This is a genomic window from Ruegeria sp. BC6 (assembly GCF_056539185.1).
This window is the reverse complement of the sequence record NZ_JBQFUM010000001.1, coordinates 562,474-579,719: the sequence shown is the minus strand read 5'-3', so window position 1 is coordinate 579,719 and position 17,246 is coordinate 562,474. Positions and strand designations below refer to the sequence as shown.

Here is a 17,246-nt window from a genome sequence, read left to right as displayed (position 1 = left end):
CATGTTGGAAGATCTCAGATCCTTCTTTTCGACGCACAGCATAGACTCGTTGATCGGACCAGAGATGGAAGTGGGCGGTTACGATGTCCGCTTTGTTCTGTCACTCTTGATATTTCTCGGCGCCCTGATTGCTTTCGAAGGGGTCCGTCAGCTTTTGAAGCGCGGAGAAAACCGGGAAGAGGCGATAAACCGGCGCATCCAGATGCTGAACCAGGGAAAGACTGGCGAGGACGTTCTGGAATTGCTCAAACCGCGGGAGAGCAAACCACTCATGAAGTCGTTTCCGCTGGTCGGCGACTTGCCGGGTGCCCTTGCGGCATCGGGCCTGCACATGGTGCCGGAAATGTTCCTGTTGGGATGTGGGGGTGCTTTTCTGGTTTCGGCGATCGGAGGCTCACTGGTGGCCAACCCACTGACGGTCATTCCTGTAAGCGCTGTGTGCTTCCTGTTGGCCCCGTTGGTCTACCTTGGCGCCAACCTCAGACGGCGCAAGGCCGCGCTGATCAAGCAATTGCCGGATGCGTTGGACCTGATGTCGCGTGGGTTGAAGGTCGGACATCCGTTGAACACTACCTTGCAGAGCGTGGCAAACGAAATGCCCGATCCGATCGGAACTGAATTCGGTCTGGTCGTGGACCAAGTCGCTTATGGGGAAGAGTTGACGACCGCCATTCGCAACATGGCAGACCGGGTAGATGAAGAGGATATCCAGTACCTCTCGGTCGCGCTGACGATGCAGCACGGCACTGGTGGCGATCTGGCCGGCATTCTGCGAACATTGGCGCGCGTCATCCGTGCCCGCATGTCTCTGCGGCGCAAGATCAAGGCCATTTCTGCCGAGGGTCGGATGACCGCCTATATCCTGTCGTTCATTCCTGTCGGGATTGCCCTCGTGATGACGGTCATGACGCCGGACTATTACGGAAGCGTGGTGCAATACCCGATTTTCTGGCCCGTCATGAGCGTCATTTCAGCGGCCATCGTTCTGAACGCCATCGTTTTGTTAAAGCTTGTCAATTTCCGGATCTGAGGGAGGGTTGTCGAAATGGAAATCGTGAACTCGCTACTCGACACCGGTCTTATTTCCCAACTTATGATCCTGGGCGTTGTTGCCGCCGGCGCGATCGTTGCATTCTTTGGGATATCATCGTCGCTCGGCGATCGGTCTACAGCAGCCGAACGGATGCTGCCCAAACGAACAAGGGGCCAGAGCCTTGCACGTCTTGTGCCGGAAAAGGTGGAGGGCGATACACCGACCGGGCTGAGCGCTGCACTTATCCCAAGTGATGCAAGTGTCAGGTTCGAAGTTGGCCAAGTGCTTGCGCGCTCAGGGTTTCGCGGCCGGAATGCAATCGCCAATTTCTATCTGATCCGTTTGGGCTTGGCGACGTTTCTGCCGCTTGTCTTTCTTGTCCTCATGTCTTGGCAGCCTGCGTCCAGTATCGGTGCTACGATCAACGACTATGTGTCTGGTCTGAATTCGTTTCAGATCTTGCGGAACCTTGGCATCCTCTGCGGCATCGGGTTTTTCATCCCCCAACTTTGGATGAGCGCTCGGATCAAGGAGCGTAAACGTCGCATGGAAAACGCGTTCCCGAACATGCTGGACTTGCTCCAGATTGGGATCGAGGCGGGAATGGGCTTTGACCAGGCGCTTCTCAAAGTTGCAGTGGAAATGCAGACTGTATCGCCCGAAATGTCCGAGGAAATTCTGATTGCCCTGAGCGAGATTCAGGCCGGGCGCGACCGTGAAGTTGCGTTGATGAGAATGGCGCGCCGGACGGGGATCGACGAAATGAGTTCGTTCGTGAGCGTCGTTCTCCAGTCGTCTCGGTTCGGTGTCCCGTTGTCGGCCGCCTTGACTACGTATTCCGAAGAAATGCGCGAACTGAGAGAGCTTCGCGCGCAGGAGAAAGCCAACAAGTTGCCGGTGCAGATGTCCGCCGTCATGGCGAGCCTGATGTTGCCCTCGATCGCGGGGCTGATCCTTGCGCCGATCATCATTCGATACGTCGAAACCTTCGTGAAATGACGCTGTTTTTGTGGGTGCGGCGCTCTCGGGCCCACACGAGGTCAACTGTGCGTCCCCGACTTGGGTCGCGCTCTTTCAGGCGCTGTAAAGCAGCATCGACCAGCCGGCCAGGATCAGGCCTGAAAGGCCTATGGCAATCCCAAGAGGAAACTCGCGTCCGCTGAGCGTTGCTGCAAGCTTTCCTGTCGGTTGTCGGACGAACAGGCGCAGCAGGGTCAAGCTGGTCAGTCCAAACGCCATCGCGGCAGAAAGCAGCAGCATGTATGTCGAAAGGGCTTGGGTCGGTATCGCCAGGAAGACCACCGGTAGCATTTTGGCGTCTCCGCCCCCCAGCCAACCGGCGGCGAAAAGGGCAAAACAGATCCCAAAGCAAAGCCCGGCGGCGATCAATCGCAATCCAACTTCATGCAAACCGAGGGCAGGGGACCCGACCAGAAACAGGGCAAACCCTATAAGGCAGTACAGGTTCGGTATCCGGTATTCGGTTAGGTCCGTCCACGCCACCGCCATGAACAGCGGCACCATCAACCACAGTGGTACCCAGATATGCCAAGGCAGATTAATCATCATGCGCGTGCCTGATTGTGTCTGCCGTGCAAGGCTTCGCGTTCTTCGATCGAAACCAGCCGTCGGGCCAACATGTGGAAGTTCTCCATTCCTGTCTTGCCGTAGATATGCTTGAGATGCGTTCTCACAGTCGCGGGACCAATCTCGAGCTCGGATCCAATGGACTGTTGCGACAGTCCCCGGGAAATCAGAACGCAGACCCGCCATTCGGCCCGTGTCAGGCCCGCTGGGTTTTCGAGGCTCATCAGCGGCGCGTCATTCACCGCCCTTTGGATGGTCGTTACGGATTGGCGAGACAGTGCTTCGGTAATCAGACCGGCGCGTCTGTTGCGGTAGATCTCGGAAATTTCGGGTGCGACTGTCTCTATCGCTTCGCGCCAGCCGGGTTCGAGGCCTTTGGCGAAATGCAGCTCCAGAAAATCGATTTCGCAGCCTTGGTTGTCGAGACAGACAAACAGAATATCGTGCAGCTTGCGGTGCGAGATCCAGTCCAGAACAACGGCAGAAAACTCGTTTATGGGTTTCCCGTGATCCTTGAGGCTGAAGACGACGCCTTTCTTTGGCTTGCTCGCAAACGGACCAATCACGTCATTCGTAAAGGAAAGGAAAAGCGGCCGACTTATTGTCTTGTCACGGGTATCTGCGCGCGCAGCTATTCGGCTGCCACCTTTATTGAGCCAGACACGGCTGAGGGTACCGCAATCGGCTCCAAACGCGTTGACAACTTCGGTCAACGCAGCGTCCAGAACCACTCCGCCCTGGCTCCATTGAATGAAATTGATCAATGCGCGTGTGTGTTGCGTGTTCGGTAGCCACGCACCTGCACGGCCCATCCCCCTGTCCATGTAGCACCAACTGGTAAACGTCTTACTCACTAAAGCGAACCGGTTCAGCGGCTTCTATAGATTTGAATTACTCTGCCCAATACATTCATATTTTACGATTTTTACGCAAAAATCACCAAGAATCTTATTAAGTTTCCGGATGGTGAGAAAAACACTGGCAAAAACGCAGACAATTAGGCTCAAAAGGCTGCAAAGAGTTGACGATCGGAAACAATACCGGTCAGCGGGTATGATTGGCCAAGGGCGACACGATCTGGTGTATCAGGAGGGCTTGCGGGCCTGAAAGACGTTGATGACCGCCGGGATGCCAAACCCATCTGCCGTTTGAAAACTCGAAAACTCCTCAGCTACGGCGCTTTGGATTTTTCGTTCGTCGGCCTCATCGCCTTCAAAATGCGCTATCACGCGCGCGGCCGGCCCGACCCGGGTGCATAGCTCGGCGGTGGCCTCCACCGATCCAAGCCCCGGCAGTCGGAGGCTTACAGGGTTGGCGAAGATGTCATCCAAACCTGCCGTTGCCATCATCCCGGTCACATGATCGATGTCATGAAAGGCCAGTGGCCCGGGTGCGTAGCGTCCATATTTTGGAGGGTGGCCCAGATGCGCTGTGGCGGCCATGTGGGGAATCCTGAACCAGGGATTGTCGGCCAGCGGCCCCCACGCGGCAAAGGTCATCCGTCCGCCGGGGACCAGAGCTTTTGCGATGTTGGCAAACGCCGCAACCGAATCCTGAAAGAACATGACACCGAAGCGCGATATCGCAGCGTCGAACGCACCCTCGGGGAACGGGGCGACCTGAGCGTCGACGCATTGGAAATCGACGTTTTCAACACCCGCGGACAAGGCCCTTTCCCGCGCTCGGTTTAGGAACGGCTCAGAAATGTCGCCGCCAAGAACATGACCCTGCGGTCCGACACGCTGGGCGGCCGCGATGGTGCTGGCGCCGGTCCCGCAGCCGATGTCCAGCACGCGCATTCCGGGTTCCAGTTCGGCCTGTTCCAGAACGAGGTCCAGAACCGGGGCCAGCATGTGGTCCAGTTTGTCCTCAAAAGTCAGCCACTTGGTGCCGGACTCGGAGTTGCCCCAGTATTCAGCCTGATCTTCGTTTGCTGTTTGCATGGGGGTCCTCCGCAGTTTTCCGGACTATGCCTTTCTGCGGCGACGGCGGCCAGTTTTTTCCGCATCGCCTCCGGTGTTGAAGGACGGGGCGGGCAGGGTGACGATCTTGGCCAGTTCCGGGAACTGGTCGGTCTTGTGCGGGATCGCGTTGGCGGCCACGAAATGCTCCTGAAATTTCGGCTCGATCGCGGTTTCGACCTTGGTGATCTCGCGCACCACGCGTTCGATCTCGGCCCGGGCAGCGATGTTGCACAACGCGATGCGCGCGCCGGTACCGGCGGCGTTGCCGGCGCTTTGGACCTTGTTCAGCGGCGCGTCGGGGATCATGCCCAGAACCATCGCGTGTTTGGTCGAGATATGGGCACCGAACGCTCCGGCCAGCACCACGCGATCGACCTTGTCCACGCCCATCTCGTCCATCAGCAGCCGCGCCCCGGCATAGAGCGCGGATTTCGCCAGCTGGATCGCCCGGATGTCGCCTTGGGTCACGGTGATGCGCGGGCCGCCCTCGGCGCTGGCGTCATGGATCAGGTAGGAATGAGTGCGTCCCTCGGGGATGCAGCGGCTGCTGCCGGTCTGTTCGGCCGAGCCGATCAGTCCGCTCTCGTCCAGCAGGCCGGCCATGCGCATTTCGGCCACCGCCTCGATGATGCCCGACCCGCAGATGCCGGTGATGCCGGTGGTGGCGATGTCGGCCTCGAACCCGTCTTCGTCCGACCACTTGTCCGAGCCGATCACCCGGAACCGGGGTTCCTTGGTCACGGGGTCGATTTGAATGCGCTCGATCGCGCCGGGCGCGGCACGCTGGCCCGAGCTGATCTGCGCACCTTCGAAAGCCGGTCCGGTGGGCGAGGAACAAGCCAGCACGCGGGTCGTGTTGCCCAGCAGAATCTCGGCATTGGTGCCGACGTCCACGATCAAAACCAGGTCCTGCGACTTGCCCGGCTCTTCGCTTAGCGCCACGGCGGCGCAGTCGGCCCCCACATGGCCCGCGATGCAGGGCAGGATGTAGACCTGCGCGCGGGGGTTCATCGTGGTCATATCCATCTCGCGCGCGGGCAGCGACACGCTTTCCGACGTGGCCAGCGCAAACGGCGCCTGGCCCAGTTCGACCGGGTCCAGACCCAACAGCAGGTGGTGCATCACCGGGTTGCAGACGAACACGGTTTCCACGATCAGGGCCGGGTCGATCCCGGCCTCCTCAGCGATCGAGGTGACCAGATCGTTGATCGCCTCACGCACGGCCCGGGTCATTTCCTGATCACCGCCGGGGTTCATCATCGCGTACGAGACGCGGCTCATGAGATCCTCGCCGAACCGGATCTGTGGGTTCATCAGGCCGGAGGAGGCCTTGACCTCGCCGGTGTCCAGATCGGTAAGATGCGCGGCGATGGTGGTCGAACCGAGGTCGATGGCCAGCCCGTACAGCCCGTTTTCGTGCAGGCCGGGCCAGATTTCGACGATGCGCGCCACGCTGTCCTTGTGGCCCTTGTGCAGGGCGACCGTGACTTCCCACTTGCCCTTGCGCAGGGTCGGCTGCAGTTTCGACAGAAGCGAATGGTCGGCGGTGACGGCGTCGATCTGCCACTGCTCGCGCAGCGCACGCTCCAGCCGTTCAAGATCGCCGGTGGGCGAGTGCATGTCGGGTTCTTCGACCACCACGAAATACAGGCGCGTGGCCGGGTCCATGGTGATGGCCCGCGCGGCGGCGGCCTTGCGCACCACCTGGCGGTGAACCTGGCTTTCGGGCGGAACGTCGATCACCACGTCGCCTTGAACGGTGGCCTGACAGCCCAGACGCCGGCCCGGTTTCAGACCGCGTTTGTCGTCATAGCGCTGCTCAACCGCGTTCCATTCGCTCAGCGCGTCTTCGCGGACCGTGACGCCGTGTTTGGGAAACTCGCCATAGCTGGGCGTGATCTGGCATTTCGAGCAGATCCCGCGCCCACCGCAGACCGAATCCAGATCGACCCCCAGCTGCCGGGCCGCCGTCAGGATCGGAGTGCCAACGGGGAAATGTCCGCGTTTGCCCGAAGGGGTAAAGACGACAAGGGGATCGGTGGTCATGACGGATGCCTTTTTGGTGTTCGCGCATATGGCGGCAAGATATGGGTTTCGCGGCAAAGGGAAAGGCCAATCCGCGGCAGGTTTTGCGCGGCTTGCGTCGTTTTCCGCGCCATCGCGGCGGTTTGTGGGCGAACAAGTTGGGGCAGGGGCTTTTCCTTTGGTCGAAACCATGCAATAGGGTCACCGCCAAACGGGGTTTTGCATGGGGTTAGCAGATGCAGATTCGTGAGGCACTCACCTTTGATGACGTTCTTTTGGTTCCGGCGGCCTCGTCGGTGCTGCCGGCAACGGCGGACACGTCCACGCGCGTGACGCGCGCGATCACCATGAACATACCGCTGCTCAGCTCGGCCATGGACACGGTGACCGAGGCGCGGATGGCCATCGCAATGGCGCAGGCCGGGGGCATCGGGGTCATCCACAAGAACCTGACCGTCGAGGAGCAGTCGCGTGAGGTGCGCCGGGTCAAACGCTTCGAATCCGGCATCGTCTACAACCCCGTCACCCTGCGCGCCAATCAAACGCTGGCCGATGCCAAGGCCCTGGTTGAACGCTACAACTTCACGGGGTTCCCGGTGGTGGATGACGAAGGCCGCGTCGTGGGCATCGTGACCAACCGCGACATGCGTTTTGCCACGTCGGACGACCAGCCGATCCGCGCGATGATGACCACGGATAATCTGGCGATGCTGCAGGAGCCGGCCGACCTGGAAGAGGCAAAGAGCCTGATGAAGGCTCGCCGGATTGAAAAGCTGCTGGTCGTCGACGGATCGGGCAAACTGACCGGTCTGCTGACCTTGAAGGATACGGAACAAGCGGTGCTGAACCCCACGGCCTGCAAAGACCATCTGGGTCGGCTGCGGGTTGCGGCGGCCACGTCGGTTGGCGATGCCGGCTTTGAACGATCCGAGCAATTGGTCGACTCTGGCGTCGACATCATCGTGGTCGACACGGCGCACGGCCATTCCCAAGGGGTGCTGGACGCGGTGAAGCGGATCAAGGCCCTGTCGAACGAAGTGCAGATCATCGCGGGCAACGTCGCAACGGGCGACGCAACCAAGGCCCTGATCGACGCTGGCGCCGATGCGGTCAAGGTCGGGATCGGGCCGGGCTCGATCTGCACCACGCGCATGGTGGCCGGTGTCGGCGTGCCCCAGTTGACGGCAATCATGGATTGCTCGGCTGCGGCTGGCGACGTGCCGGTCATCGCCGATGGTGGTATCAAGTTCTCGGGCGATTTCGCCAAGGCCATCGCGGCGGGCGCGTCCTGCGCCATGGTTGGCTCGATGATCGCCGGCACCGACGAAAGCCCGGGCGAGGTGATCCTGTACCAGGGCCGCTCTTTCAAATCCTATCGCGGCATGGGCAGCCTGGGCGCGATGGCGCGCGGCTCGGCCGATCGTTATTTCCAGAAAGACGCCGCGAATGACAAGTTGGTGCCCGAGGGGATCGAGGGACAGGTGCCCTACAAGGGCTCGGCCAGCGCCGTCGTTCATCAACTGGTCGGCGGGCTGCGTGCTGCCATGGGCTATACCGGCTGCGCGACCGTTGATGAAATGCGCCGCAATTGTCAGTTCGTGAAGATCACCGGAGCGGGTTTGAAAGAAAGCCACGTGCATGACGTGCAGATCACACGCGAAAGCCCAAACTATCGCGTGATGTGATGGTTTCCGTCGAACTCAGGACCTCGACATGACCCCAGGCGCGCGCGTTCAGGCCGCTATCGAAATCCTAGACGATTTTCTTGGCGGAACTCCCGCCGAGAAAGCGTTGACGGGTTGGGCGCGGCGCAGCCGTTTTGCGGGATCGAAGGACAGGGCGGCGATCCGCGACCATATCTTTGACGCGCTTCGGCATCTTCGGTCTTTCGCTGCGATCGGCGGTGCAAGGACCGGGCGAGGCCTGATGTTGGGCGCTCTGCGGTCCCGGGGCCAGGACCCGGTCGATCTGTTCAACGGAGTTGGTCACGCCCCAGACCCCGTCACGGCGGACGAGGTCGGACGTCCAATCGAAACGGAAGCCGAGCAGTTTGACATACCCGAGTGGCTTTGGCCGGTCTTCGAGCGGTCGCTTGGTGAAAATGCCAGAGAGGCCGCCGCCGCGCTGCAATCACGCGCTCCGGTTCACCTGCGGGTCAATCTGGCCCGCACGAGTTTGCAAGAGGCGGTGGATGCACTGTCGCGGGAAGGGATTTCCACTGCGCCTCACCCGGCCTGCGAGACAGCGCTTGAAGTTGTCGAAGGTGCCCGGAAGATTTCGCAATCCCAAAGCTATCGTGACGGCTTGGTCGAGTTGCAGGATGCGGCGAGCCAGGCTGTCGTTGCTGCATTGAACCTAAGACCCGGCATGAGGGTTCTGGACTATTGTGCCGGGGGTGGCGGCAAAGCGTTGGCCATGGCCGCCTCTGGCGGTGTCGAAGTCTTCGCCCATGACGCCAACCCCGGGCGTATGCGTGACCTTCCTGACCGAGCGCAACGGGCGGGAGCGCACATTTCCATCCTGTCTACGGATGACCTGGAAGAACACGGCCCGTTTGACGTGGTGCTGACTGACGCCCCCTGTTCTGGGAGCGGCTCGTGGCGGCGCGCACCTGCGGGCAAATGGGCATTGACGCCCGAGCAATTGGCCCAGTTGCCTCAGACACAATTGTCCATTCTGGACGCGGCCGCACCCCTCGTCTGTGATGACGGTGTATTGGCCTACGCCACCTGTTCGATGCTGGATGTCGAAAACAGAGGCGTCATAGACACGTTCCTGTCGGCGCATCCGGAATGGCAATGCACGTTCAGCCGATTGTGGCAGGTTGTACACGGCACCGACGGCTTCTATTCCGCTCACTTGACGCGACGCTGATACGCTGAAAACAACTTAAAGGAGAATGTCCGCTGGATTTCTTAAGCGGATATTAACTCTTTGTACCACGAAATGCCCTGGATTGATTTTGAATCGAGTTGTTGATGACCGAAGTCGCTCAATTTACGCCAAGCTTGACCGGGCGACATTTTCCGAGCTGGTCGCGGGCCATTTCTCTGGTCGGTGTCGCGCTTTTGTTGGTCATTCTCGCACAGCTCTTTCCGTTCTCACCCCGGTTGGTTTCTGGCCTGCTGGCGGTTGGAGGGTCTTTTCTGGCCGTTGGCGCGTTTGTTCTGTTGCGCGGATGGTTCTCGTACCGCGTTGACAAACAGGCGCAAACCATTCTCGCGTCGTTTCTGGAAAAAGAGCCCGCTCCGGGTTTCATCACGGATGCCAACGGGCGGGTGCTGATCGTGAACTCCGCAGCGCGGGACAGGTTCAACGCCTCGACAGGCGCAAGGCTGGACATGTGTTTGCGGTCCGTTTTCGCCAATCCTGCGGCAATACTGGTTCGGATGCAGTCATTGGCGCAAGTCGAAGGGCGCGCGGCAGAAGACATCGTGACAAAGGGTACGACAATTCCAGTTCTGGCGATCGACCTTGGCGATGATCTGTACCTGTGGCGGATCAAGGCCTCGGGTCGGCAACCTTGGGCGTATACTTCGCTTCCGATCGTGACGCTCGGGCGAAATGACGTGGTCCTGAACATGAATGCAGCGGCCGAGGCGATGCTCCGAGGCAACGAGGTGGGCGCGGCCGAGGCTCTGACGCCGGAGGTCATATCCGGTGAAACGGTTCTGCGCCTGCCTGCTCAAGAAGGTTCGCGGCGGGTATTCGTGTGCGAAGTTCAAAAAACCAGCGCGGGCCGGGATATAGCGCTGGTCGTGCTTGACGACGCGCCTGCAGATCAGTGGACCACGGCTTTCGCCGACGTCCCGGTACCCATGATGCACCTCGCTCCGGGCGGAGAGATTCTGGATGCCAATCGATTGGCGCGCAAGCTGATCGGTGATGTTGAATTGGGTCAGACCAATATCGACACGATTCTGAGCGGATTGGGGCATCCCTTGCGGGACTGGCTGCTTCAGGTCGCCGCGTGCGATGGGCCACCACGTTCCGAATTCCTGCGGCTGGGTGGAAAGGACCGAGAGGTCTTCGTGCAACTGACCCTGACCCGCATCGTCAAGAACGGTGAGGTGCGCCTTGTTGCCGTGCTGAACGACGCGACCGAACTCAAGACGCTGGAGGCTCAGTTCGTCCAGGGGCAAAAGATGCAGGCGGTCGGGCAGCTGGCGGGCGGTGTGGCGCATGATTTCAACAACCTGCTGACCGCCATTTCCGGACATTGCGACCTGCTGCTGCTGCGCCATGATCAAAGTGATCCGAACTACGGCGATCTCGTCCAGATAAACCAGAATGCCAACCGGGCCGCTGCGTTGGTCAGCCAGTTGCTGGCCTTTTCCCGAAAACAGACTCTGCGACCCGAAGTGCTGGATCTGCGCGATACTATTTCCGACCTGATCCACTTGTTGAACCGCCTGGTGGGCGAGAAGGTCAAGCTGATCCTCAGTCATGATCCGGTTCTCAAGCCCGTTCGCGCAGACAAGAGGCAGTTGGAACAGGTCATCATGAACCTGGTTGTAAACGCGCGCGATGCGATGCCCGACGGAGGAGAAATCCGTATCGAAACCGAGGTGTTTTCTTTGATCGAGCCGCTGATGCGGGACAGGGCGACGGTTCCGGTGGGCGAATATGTTTCGGTCAAGGTCATCGACAGTGGCGTCGGTATTCCGTCAGACAAGCTACAGAAGATTTTCGAACCCTTCTACACGACCAAACGGACAGGCGAGGGGACCGGGCTGGGTTTGTCGACGGTCTATGGCATCGTCAAGCAAACCGGCGGCTTCATCTTCGTGGACAGCACCGAAGGGCGTGGGACCGAGTTCAACGTCATGCTGCCGGTCTGCTTGGCACGAGACACCGAGGTTGCGATCGAACCGCCGGCACAACCGGAACCGAACGCGCATCAAGGCGAAGGTGTCGTTTTGCTGGTCGAGGATGAGGCGCCGGTACGCGCCTTTGCCACCCGTGCCTTGCGCCTCAAGGGCTATACCGTCTTTGAGGCGGGCTCGGCCGAGGACGCGTTGCGCATTCTCGAGGATCAGAACCTGTACGTCGACGTCTTCGTCACGGACGTGGTCATGCCCGGAATGGATGGTCCAACCTGGGTTGCCAAGGCGCTGGAAAGCCGGCCCGATGTGCGGGTGGTCTTCATGTCGGGCTATACCGAAGGCGCGTTTGGGGATGCTGGGCCTGAGATCAGGCACTCGACCTTCCTGCCCAAGCCTTTTTCACTGACACAATTGACCGAGGCGGTGTTTCAGCACCTCAACTAACGCGCCTGCTGATGCAGACGAAACTCGGCAGCATGAGCCTTGCGGAATGCATCCAAGGTCTGGTCAGACAGTATCAGTTCCCGTTTGGGGGATACATTTTCGCGGGTCAGACTGATCCGGGCGTTCAGCCGACCTTGAAGGAAGTCCAGAATCTCGTCCTGGTGTTCGTAGCGAAAGATGTGCGAAGCACCGGCGCCGTTGCTGCGGGTCCGTAAGAATTCTGTTTGGCTGCCGACATCGGCAAACGCGGGACGGGGCGATAGCATATAGGCCTGGACAAACTTGTCGAAAGACATGCCGTCGGTCGAATGCGGGTGGCCCGTCAATTCGGTGCGCGTCCTGTACCGGTACCAGCTGCCCAGCCAATCGACGGGTTCGCGCACGACGGCCATGATTTCCATTTCAGTGTCGTACATCTTGCGGAAAATGTTCTGGAAGAAACGGTCGTAGCGACGCACCGGCGCATGTTTCAGATCCGGTGGACCCGACACCACGATATCCGCCCGGTCCCGCAACGCGACCTGATAGGCGGTGCTTCCGGTTTTGGGCAGGGACAAAAGCGCAAGGCGTTCCTTGAAGAAGATCAGCATTTCATGTCTTTCCTGCGCCGAAGGCTGTCGTGCCACATGATTGTCCGCCCCGGCAGCCAAGGTCAATTGCTTCCGCACAAAATCGCCAGCCTGCGCAAGCAAAGTTTCATTGAAAAGACAGAGCCTTGGGCATGATTGAGCAGTTTCGAGATCAGAGTAAACGACTTTTTAACCTCTTCATCGAATGGTAAGGAATGAAAGTTTTTGTTGAAATGTTCTCTTTTTGATCTCATAAGGAACAAGAGGCGAACAAAGCAGCGATTGCCGCCCGGTGATGGGTGTGACAAAAGGGAAGGCGACAGGACAATGGCGGATCTTCTGACAATGAACGACAAGAAAAACCCCGACAAGCAAAAGGCGCTGGACAGCGCGTTGGCGCAGATCGAGCGGCAGTTCGGCAAGGGCTCGATCATGAAACTGGGCGATGGTGCCCGGCAGGAGATCGAAGCCAGTTCAACCGGGTCGCTTGGGCTGGATATTGCCCTTGGCATTGGCGGACTTCCGATGGGTCGGATTGTCGAAATCTACGGCCCGGAAAGCTCGGGCAAGACGACCCTGACCCTGCATTGTATCGCCGAGCAGCAGAAACGCGGCGGCGTCTGTGCATTCGTCGATGCGGAACACGCGCTGGACCCGCAATACGCGCGCAAGCTGGGGGTGGATCTGGACGAACTGCTGATCTCGCAGCCCGACACGGGTGAGCAGGCGCTGGAAATCACCGATACGCTGGTGCGTTCCGGGGCGGTGAACATGGTCGTGGTGGACTCTGTGGCGGCGCTGACGCCGAAATCCGAGCTGGAAGGCGACATGGGCGACAGCAACGTGGGCGTGCAGGCCCGGCTGATGAGCCAGGCGATGCGCAAACTGACCGGCTCGATCGCCCGCAGCAACTGCATGGTGATTTTCATCAACCAGATCCGCATGAAGATCGGCGTCATGTTCGGCAGCCCGGAAACTACGACCGGAGGCAACGCGCTGAAATTCTACAGCTCGGTCCGCCTGGACATCCGCCGCATCGGCGCGATCAAAGACCGCGATGAGGTGGTCGGCAACCAGACCCGCGTGAAGGTGGTCAAGAACAAGGTGGCCCCGCCGTTCAAGCAGGTGGAATTCGACATCATGTATGGCGAGGGCATCAGCAAGATGGGCGAACTGCTGGATCTAGGCGTCAAAGCTGGAGTGGTCGAAAAGTCCGGCTCGTGGTTCAGCTATGGGGATGAGCGGATCGGGCAGGGGCGTGAAAACGCCAAGCAATACCTGCGGGACAACAGTCGGGTTGCGCTGGAAATCGAGGATAAGATCCGTGCCGCGCACGGACTTGATTTCGACATGCCGCCTGCGGCGGATGAGGATGATATCCTCGAAGCCTGATCGGAAGATCAGAGAGAACACTGGCAAGGTGAGCCCTCGGGTTCACCTTGTTTCGTTTGCACTGCAGCAATCCTGTGGACTATCGGCGGGCAGGGGGCTAAACCGTCGCGATAGATCATGAATGCGCGCTGAGAGAGCCCAATGCCCACGCTGAACGATATCCGCTCAACCTTTCTGAACTACTTTGCCAAACAAGGGCACGAAGTGGTCGCGTCGAGCCCGCTTGTGCCGCGCAACGACCCGACGCTGATGTTCGTCAACTCGGGCATGGTGCAGTTCAAGAACCTGTTCACCGGCCTTGAGACACGCGACTACACACGTGCCACCACGGCGCAGAAATGCGTGCGCGCCGGCGGCAAGCACAACGACCTGGACAATGTCGGTTACACGGCCCGCCACCACACGTTCTTCGAGATGCTGGGCAACTTCTCGTTCGGAGACTATTTCAAATCGGAAGCGATTCCGTTCGCTTGGGAGTTGATCACCAAGGAGTTCGGGATCGACAAGAATCGACTGCTGACGACCGTCTATCATACCGATGACGAGGCGTTCGAGATATGGAAGAAAGTCGGCGTTCCCGAAGACCGGATCATCCGCATCGCCACCAGCGACAATTTCTGGCAGATGGGCCCGACCGGCCCCTGCGGCCCCTGTACCGAGATCTTCTATGATCACGGCGACCACATCTGGGGCGGACCTCCGGGATCGGCCGAGGAAGACGGTGACCGGTTCATCGAGATCTGGAATATCGTTTTCATGCAGAACGAGCAGTTCGAAGACGGCTCGATGCGTGAACTGGACATGCAGTCGATCGATACCGGCATGGGTCTGGAACGGATCGGCGCGTTGCTGCAGGGCAGCCATGACAACTATGACACCGACCTTTTCAAGACACTGATCGAGGCCTCGGCCGAAGTCACGCATGTGGACCCCTATGGCGATCAGAATGTGCACCATCGGGTAATTGCCGACCACTTGCGGTCGACCTCTTTCCTGATTGCTGACGGGGTCATGCCCTCGAATGATGGTCGCGGATATGTCCTGCGCCGGATCATGCGCCGGGCCATGCGCCATGCGCATCTTCTGGGCGCCAAGGATCCGGTCATGCACAAGCTTGTTCCGACACTGGTTCAATTGATGGGCGCGCAGTATTCCGAGCTGGGTCGTGCTCAGGCTCTGATCGAAGAGACGTTGTTGTTGGAGGAAACCCGGTTCAAGCAGACGCTGGACCGCGGCCTCAAACTGCTGGATGACGAAGTGGCGGGCCTGCCGGACGGGGCGCCACTGCCCGGGGATGCCGCCTTCAAGCTGTATGACACCTATGGGTTCCCGCTTGACCTGACCCAGGATGCCCTGCGCGAAAAAGGTCGGACGGTTGATACCGACGGATTCGACACCGCCATGGCCGAGCAGAAGGCGAAGGCGCGCGCCGCCTGGGCTGGTTCGGGTGAGGCTGCAGATCAGGCAGTCTGGTTCGACATACTGGACGCAAGCGGTGCGACCGATTTCCTGGGCTACGAAACAGAAGTGGCTGAGGGTCAGGTTGTGGCCCTGGTGGTCGACGGTGACCTTGTAGACCGTATCGAGCAGGGCGGATCCGGCTGGGTGGTCGTAAATCAGACACCCTTTTACGGCGAGGCGGGTGGCCAAGTTGGCGATTCCGGCAGCATCCGCCGTCTTGAAGATCGCACCCAGAGCGCGACGGTCGAAGACACCCGGAAGTTCGCGGATGGCAAGGTCTATGCACACAAGATCGTCGTGGACAGCGGTGCGATCGCCAAAGGTGATGCCGTCGAGCTCGAAGTCGATCACGCCCGGCGCTCGGCCATCCGAGCGAACCACTCGGCGACCCACCTACTGCACGAAGCGCTGCGAGAAACGCTTGGCGATCATGTTGCACAGCGCGGATCGTTGAATGCTGCCGACCGTCTGCGGTTTGATTTCAGCCACGCCAAAGCGCTGACACAGGCTGAGTTGCAGACCGTGGAACGCGAGGTGAATGAGTTCATTCGTCAGAACTCGACGGTCGAAACCCGTATCATGACCCCGGACGATGCCCGCGCCTTGGGGGCACAGGCGTTGTTCGGTGAGAAATACGGCGACGAAGTCCGGGTCGTCTCGATGGGCAAGGCCCAGACCGGCAAGGGCCACGACGGCCAAACCTGGTCGATCGAACTGTGTGGCGGTACGCATGTGCGCCAGACAGGAGATATCGGGACCTTTGTCATTCTGGGTGACAGTGCAAGCAGCGCGGGCGTGCGGCGGATCGAGGCTCTGACCGGGGACTCTGCATTGCGGTACTTGACCGAGCAGGATCGGCGGCTTGGCCAGATTGCTGCCGAGTTGAAGGCGCAGCCGGATGATGTCGTCGATCGCATCAAAGCTCTGCTGGACGAGCGCAAGTCGTTGCAGAACGAAGTGGCGCAACTGCGCCGCGATCTGGCGATGGCCGGTGGAGCCGGTCAAGGCGGCGGCGCGGAAGCCAAAGAGATCAACGGCGTCAAGTTCCTGGCACAGGCTCTGAATGGTGTGTCGGGCAAGGATCTGCCGGCCCTCATTGATGAGCACAAAGCGCGGCTGGGATCGGGCGCCGTTCTTCTGATCGCCGACACGGGCGGCAAGGCTGCAGTTGCTGCCGGTGTCACAAGCGACCTGACGCAGTCGATATCGGCCGTCGATCTGGTCAAGGCCGCCGTGCAGGAACTGGGCGGCAAGGGCGGCGGCGGGCGTCCCGACATGGCGCAGGGCGGTGGTCGCGATGCCGCCAACGCCGCGGCGGCCATCAAGGCCGCGGAAGAGGTTTTGGGAGGATAAGATGCCAGCACTCTGGATTGCACATGTCACGGTTACTGATGCCGAAGCTTATGGCAAATACGCCGAGCTTGCCGGCCCGGCCATTTCCAAACATGGGGGCACGTTCATTGCCCGTGCAGGACGCTATGTCCAACTGGAAGGCAAAGAGCGGCCCCGCAATGTCGTGGCGAAGTTCCCGTCGGTTGAAGCCGCCGTCGCCTGTTACAACTCGGCTGAATACCAAGAAGCCCTGAGCCACGCCCGGGGCGCAAGCGAGCGCGAATTGCTGGTCGTCGAAACGACCGAGTGAGAATCAACCGGAGCCGGTCTTGGATTGGCTCCGGAACCCGCTTTGGGTGACGCAACGTCAGCCAAAGTTGCGACGCCGATCCTGGAATTGGGCCGATAGTGTTCCGGTGATCACGTCCCGCAACAAAATTTCCCTCAAACTTTCAATGGGTTGAGATTTTTTGCGGCGGCGAAATTATGACGCTCTACCTCTAATTGTGTCAGGCTTCGCCATTTTCTTGCGCAGAAAAGGTCATATTGAGTTACGAATTTCCGCCGTTTTTTGCCGACAACCTGACGAAGGATTGCCAGAGCCAGTCTGTTA

Annotated in this window: 13 protein-coding genes; 8 read left to right on the top strand and 5 right to left on the bottom strand. The window is 59.8% G+C overall.

Annotated elements, in window-relative coordinates; genetic code table 11:
• Position 1: 1 nt before the first annotated feature.
• The gene (locus ACR0MM_RS02860; protein ID WP_480694286.1) at positions 2 to 1,030 is read left to right on the top strand and encodes a type II secretion system F family protein; all 1,029 of its coding nucleotides are present in this window, start codon (positions 2 to 4) and stop codon (positions 1,028 to 1,030) included.
• Between the two features lie 15 nt (positions 1,031 to 1,045).
• Entirely contained in the window at positions 1,046 to 2,032 is a 987-nt protein-coding gene (locus ACR0MM_RS02855) for a type II secretion system F family protein (RefSeq protein WP_480694284.1), read from the top strand.
• Between the two features lie 75 nt (positions 2,033 to 2,107).
• Here ACR0MM_RS02855 and ACR0MM_RS02850 read toward each other — a convergent pair whose 3' ends face one another.
• The 4 genes from ACR0MM_RS02850 to ACR0MM_RS02835 all read right to left on the bottom strand — a co-directional run bounded on the left by ACR0MM_RS02850 (position 2,108) and on the right by ACR0MM_RS02835 (position 6,630).
• The gene (locus ACR0MM_RS02850) at positions 2,108 to 2,602 is read right to left on the bottom strand and encodes an A24 family peptidase (RefSeq protein WP_480694282.1); all 495 of its coding nucleotides are present in this window, start codon (positions 2,600 to 2,602) and stop codon (positions 2,108 to 2,110) included.
• A complete protein-coding gene (locus ACR0MM_RS02845; RefSeq protein ID WP_480694280.1) occupies positions 2,599 to 3,432 on the bottom strand; it encodes a helix-turn-helix transcriptional regulator in 834 nt (277 codons plus the stop codon). The genes ACR0MM_RS02850 and ACR0MM_RS02845 overlap by 4 nt, the downstream gene beginning before the upstream one ends.
• A gap of 273 nt (positions 3,433 to 3,705) precedes the next feature.
• Complete coding sequence (locus ACR0MM_RS02840) at positions 3,706 to 4,563, bottom strand: class I SAM-dependent methyltransferase (protein ID WP_170446067.1); 858 nt, start codon at positions 4,561 to 4,563, stop codon at positions 3,706 to 3,708.
• A gap of 24 nt (positions 4,564 to 4,587) precedes the next feature.
• The gene (locus ACR0MM_RS02835; protein WP_170446064.1) at positions 4,588 to 6,630 is read right to left on the bottom strand and encodes an ASKHA domain-containing protein; all 2,043 of its coding nucleotides are present in this window, start codon (positions 6,628 to 6,630) and stop codon (positions 4,588 to 4,590) included.
• A 215-nt stretch (positions 6,631 to 6,845) separates the two neighbouring features.
• Here ACR0MM_RS02835 and guaB point away from each other — a divergent pair, with 215 nt between their 5' ends.
• The 3 genes from guaB (at position 6,846) to ACR0MM_RS02820 (ending at position 11,879) form a co-directional block, all read left to right on the top strand.
• Entirely contained in the window at positions 6,846 to 8,294 is a 1,449-nt protein-coding gene (gene guaB / locus ACR0MM_RS02830; RefSeq protein ID WP_170359199.1) for an IMP dehydrogenase, read from the top strand.
• Positions 8,295 to 8,322: 28 nt separating this feature from the next.
• Positions 8,323 to 9,483 carry an RsmB/NOP family class I SAM-dependent RNA methyltransferase gene (locus ACR0MM_RS02825; RefSeq protein WP_480694278.1) on the top strand — a complete coding sequence of 387 codons (1,161 nt, stop codon included), beginning with the start codon at positions 8,323 to 8,325 and terminating at the stop codon, positions 9,481 to 9,483.
• A gap of 104 nt (positions 9,484 to 9,587) precedes the next feature.
• Complete coding sequence (locus ACR0MM_RS02820; RefSeq protein WP_480694276.1) at positions 9,588 to 11,879, top strand: two-component system sensor histidine kinase NtrB; 2,292 nt, start codon at positions 9,588 to 9,590, stop codon at positions 11,877 to 11,879.
• Here ACR0MM_RS02820 and ACR0MM_RS02815 read toward each other — a convergent pair.
• Positions 11,876 to 12,469: a gamma-glutamyl kinase gene (locus tag ACR0MM_RS02815; RefSeq protein ID WP_480694273.1), complete on the bottom strand. Its 594-nt coding sequence runs from the start codon at positions 12,467 to 12,469 to the stop codon at positions 11,876 to 11,878. The genes ACR0MM_RS02820 and ACR0MM_RS02815 overlap by 4 nt on opposite strands.
• Before the next feature lie 306 nt (positions 12,470 to 12,775).
• On the opposite strand from ACR0MM_RS02815, the gene recA reads away from it, so the two are divergent.
• The 3 genes from recA to ACR0MM_RS02800 all read left to right on the top strand — a co-directional run bounded on the left by recA (position 12,776) and on the right by ACR0MM_RS02800 (position 16,943).
• A complete protein-coding gene (recA, locus tag ACR0MM_RS02810) occupies positions 12,776 to 13,840 on the top strand; it encodes a recombinase RecA (protein ID WP_170339099.1) in 1,065 nt (354 codons plus the stop codon).
• A gap of 141 nt (positions 13,841 to 13,981) precedes the next feature.
• Entirely contained in the window at positions 13,982 to 16,654 is a 2,673-nt protein-coding gene (alaS, locus tag ACR0MM_RS02805) for an alanine--tRNA ligase (RefSeq protein ID WP_480694271.1), read from the top strand.
• Between the two features lies 1 nt (position 16,655).
• Positions 16,656 to 16,943 carry a DUF1330 domain-containing protein gene (locus tag ACR0MM_RS02800; protein WP_093962104.1) on the top strand — a complete coding sequence of 96 codons (288 nt, stop codon included), beginning with the start codon at positions 16,656 to 16,658 and terminating at the stop codon, positions 16,941 to 16,943.
• The last annotated feature ends 303 nt before the right edge of the window (positions 16,944 to 17,246 follow it).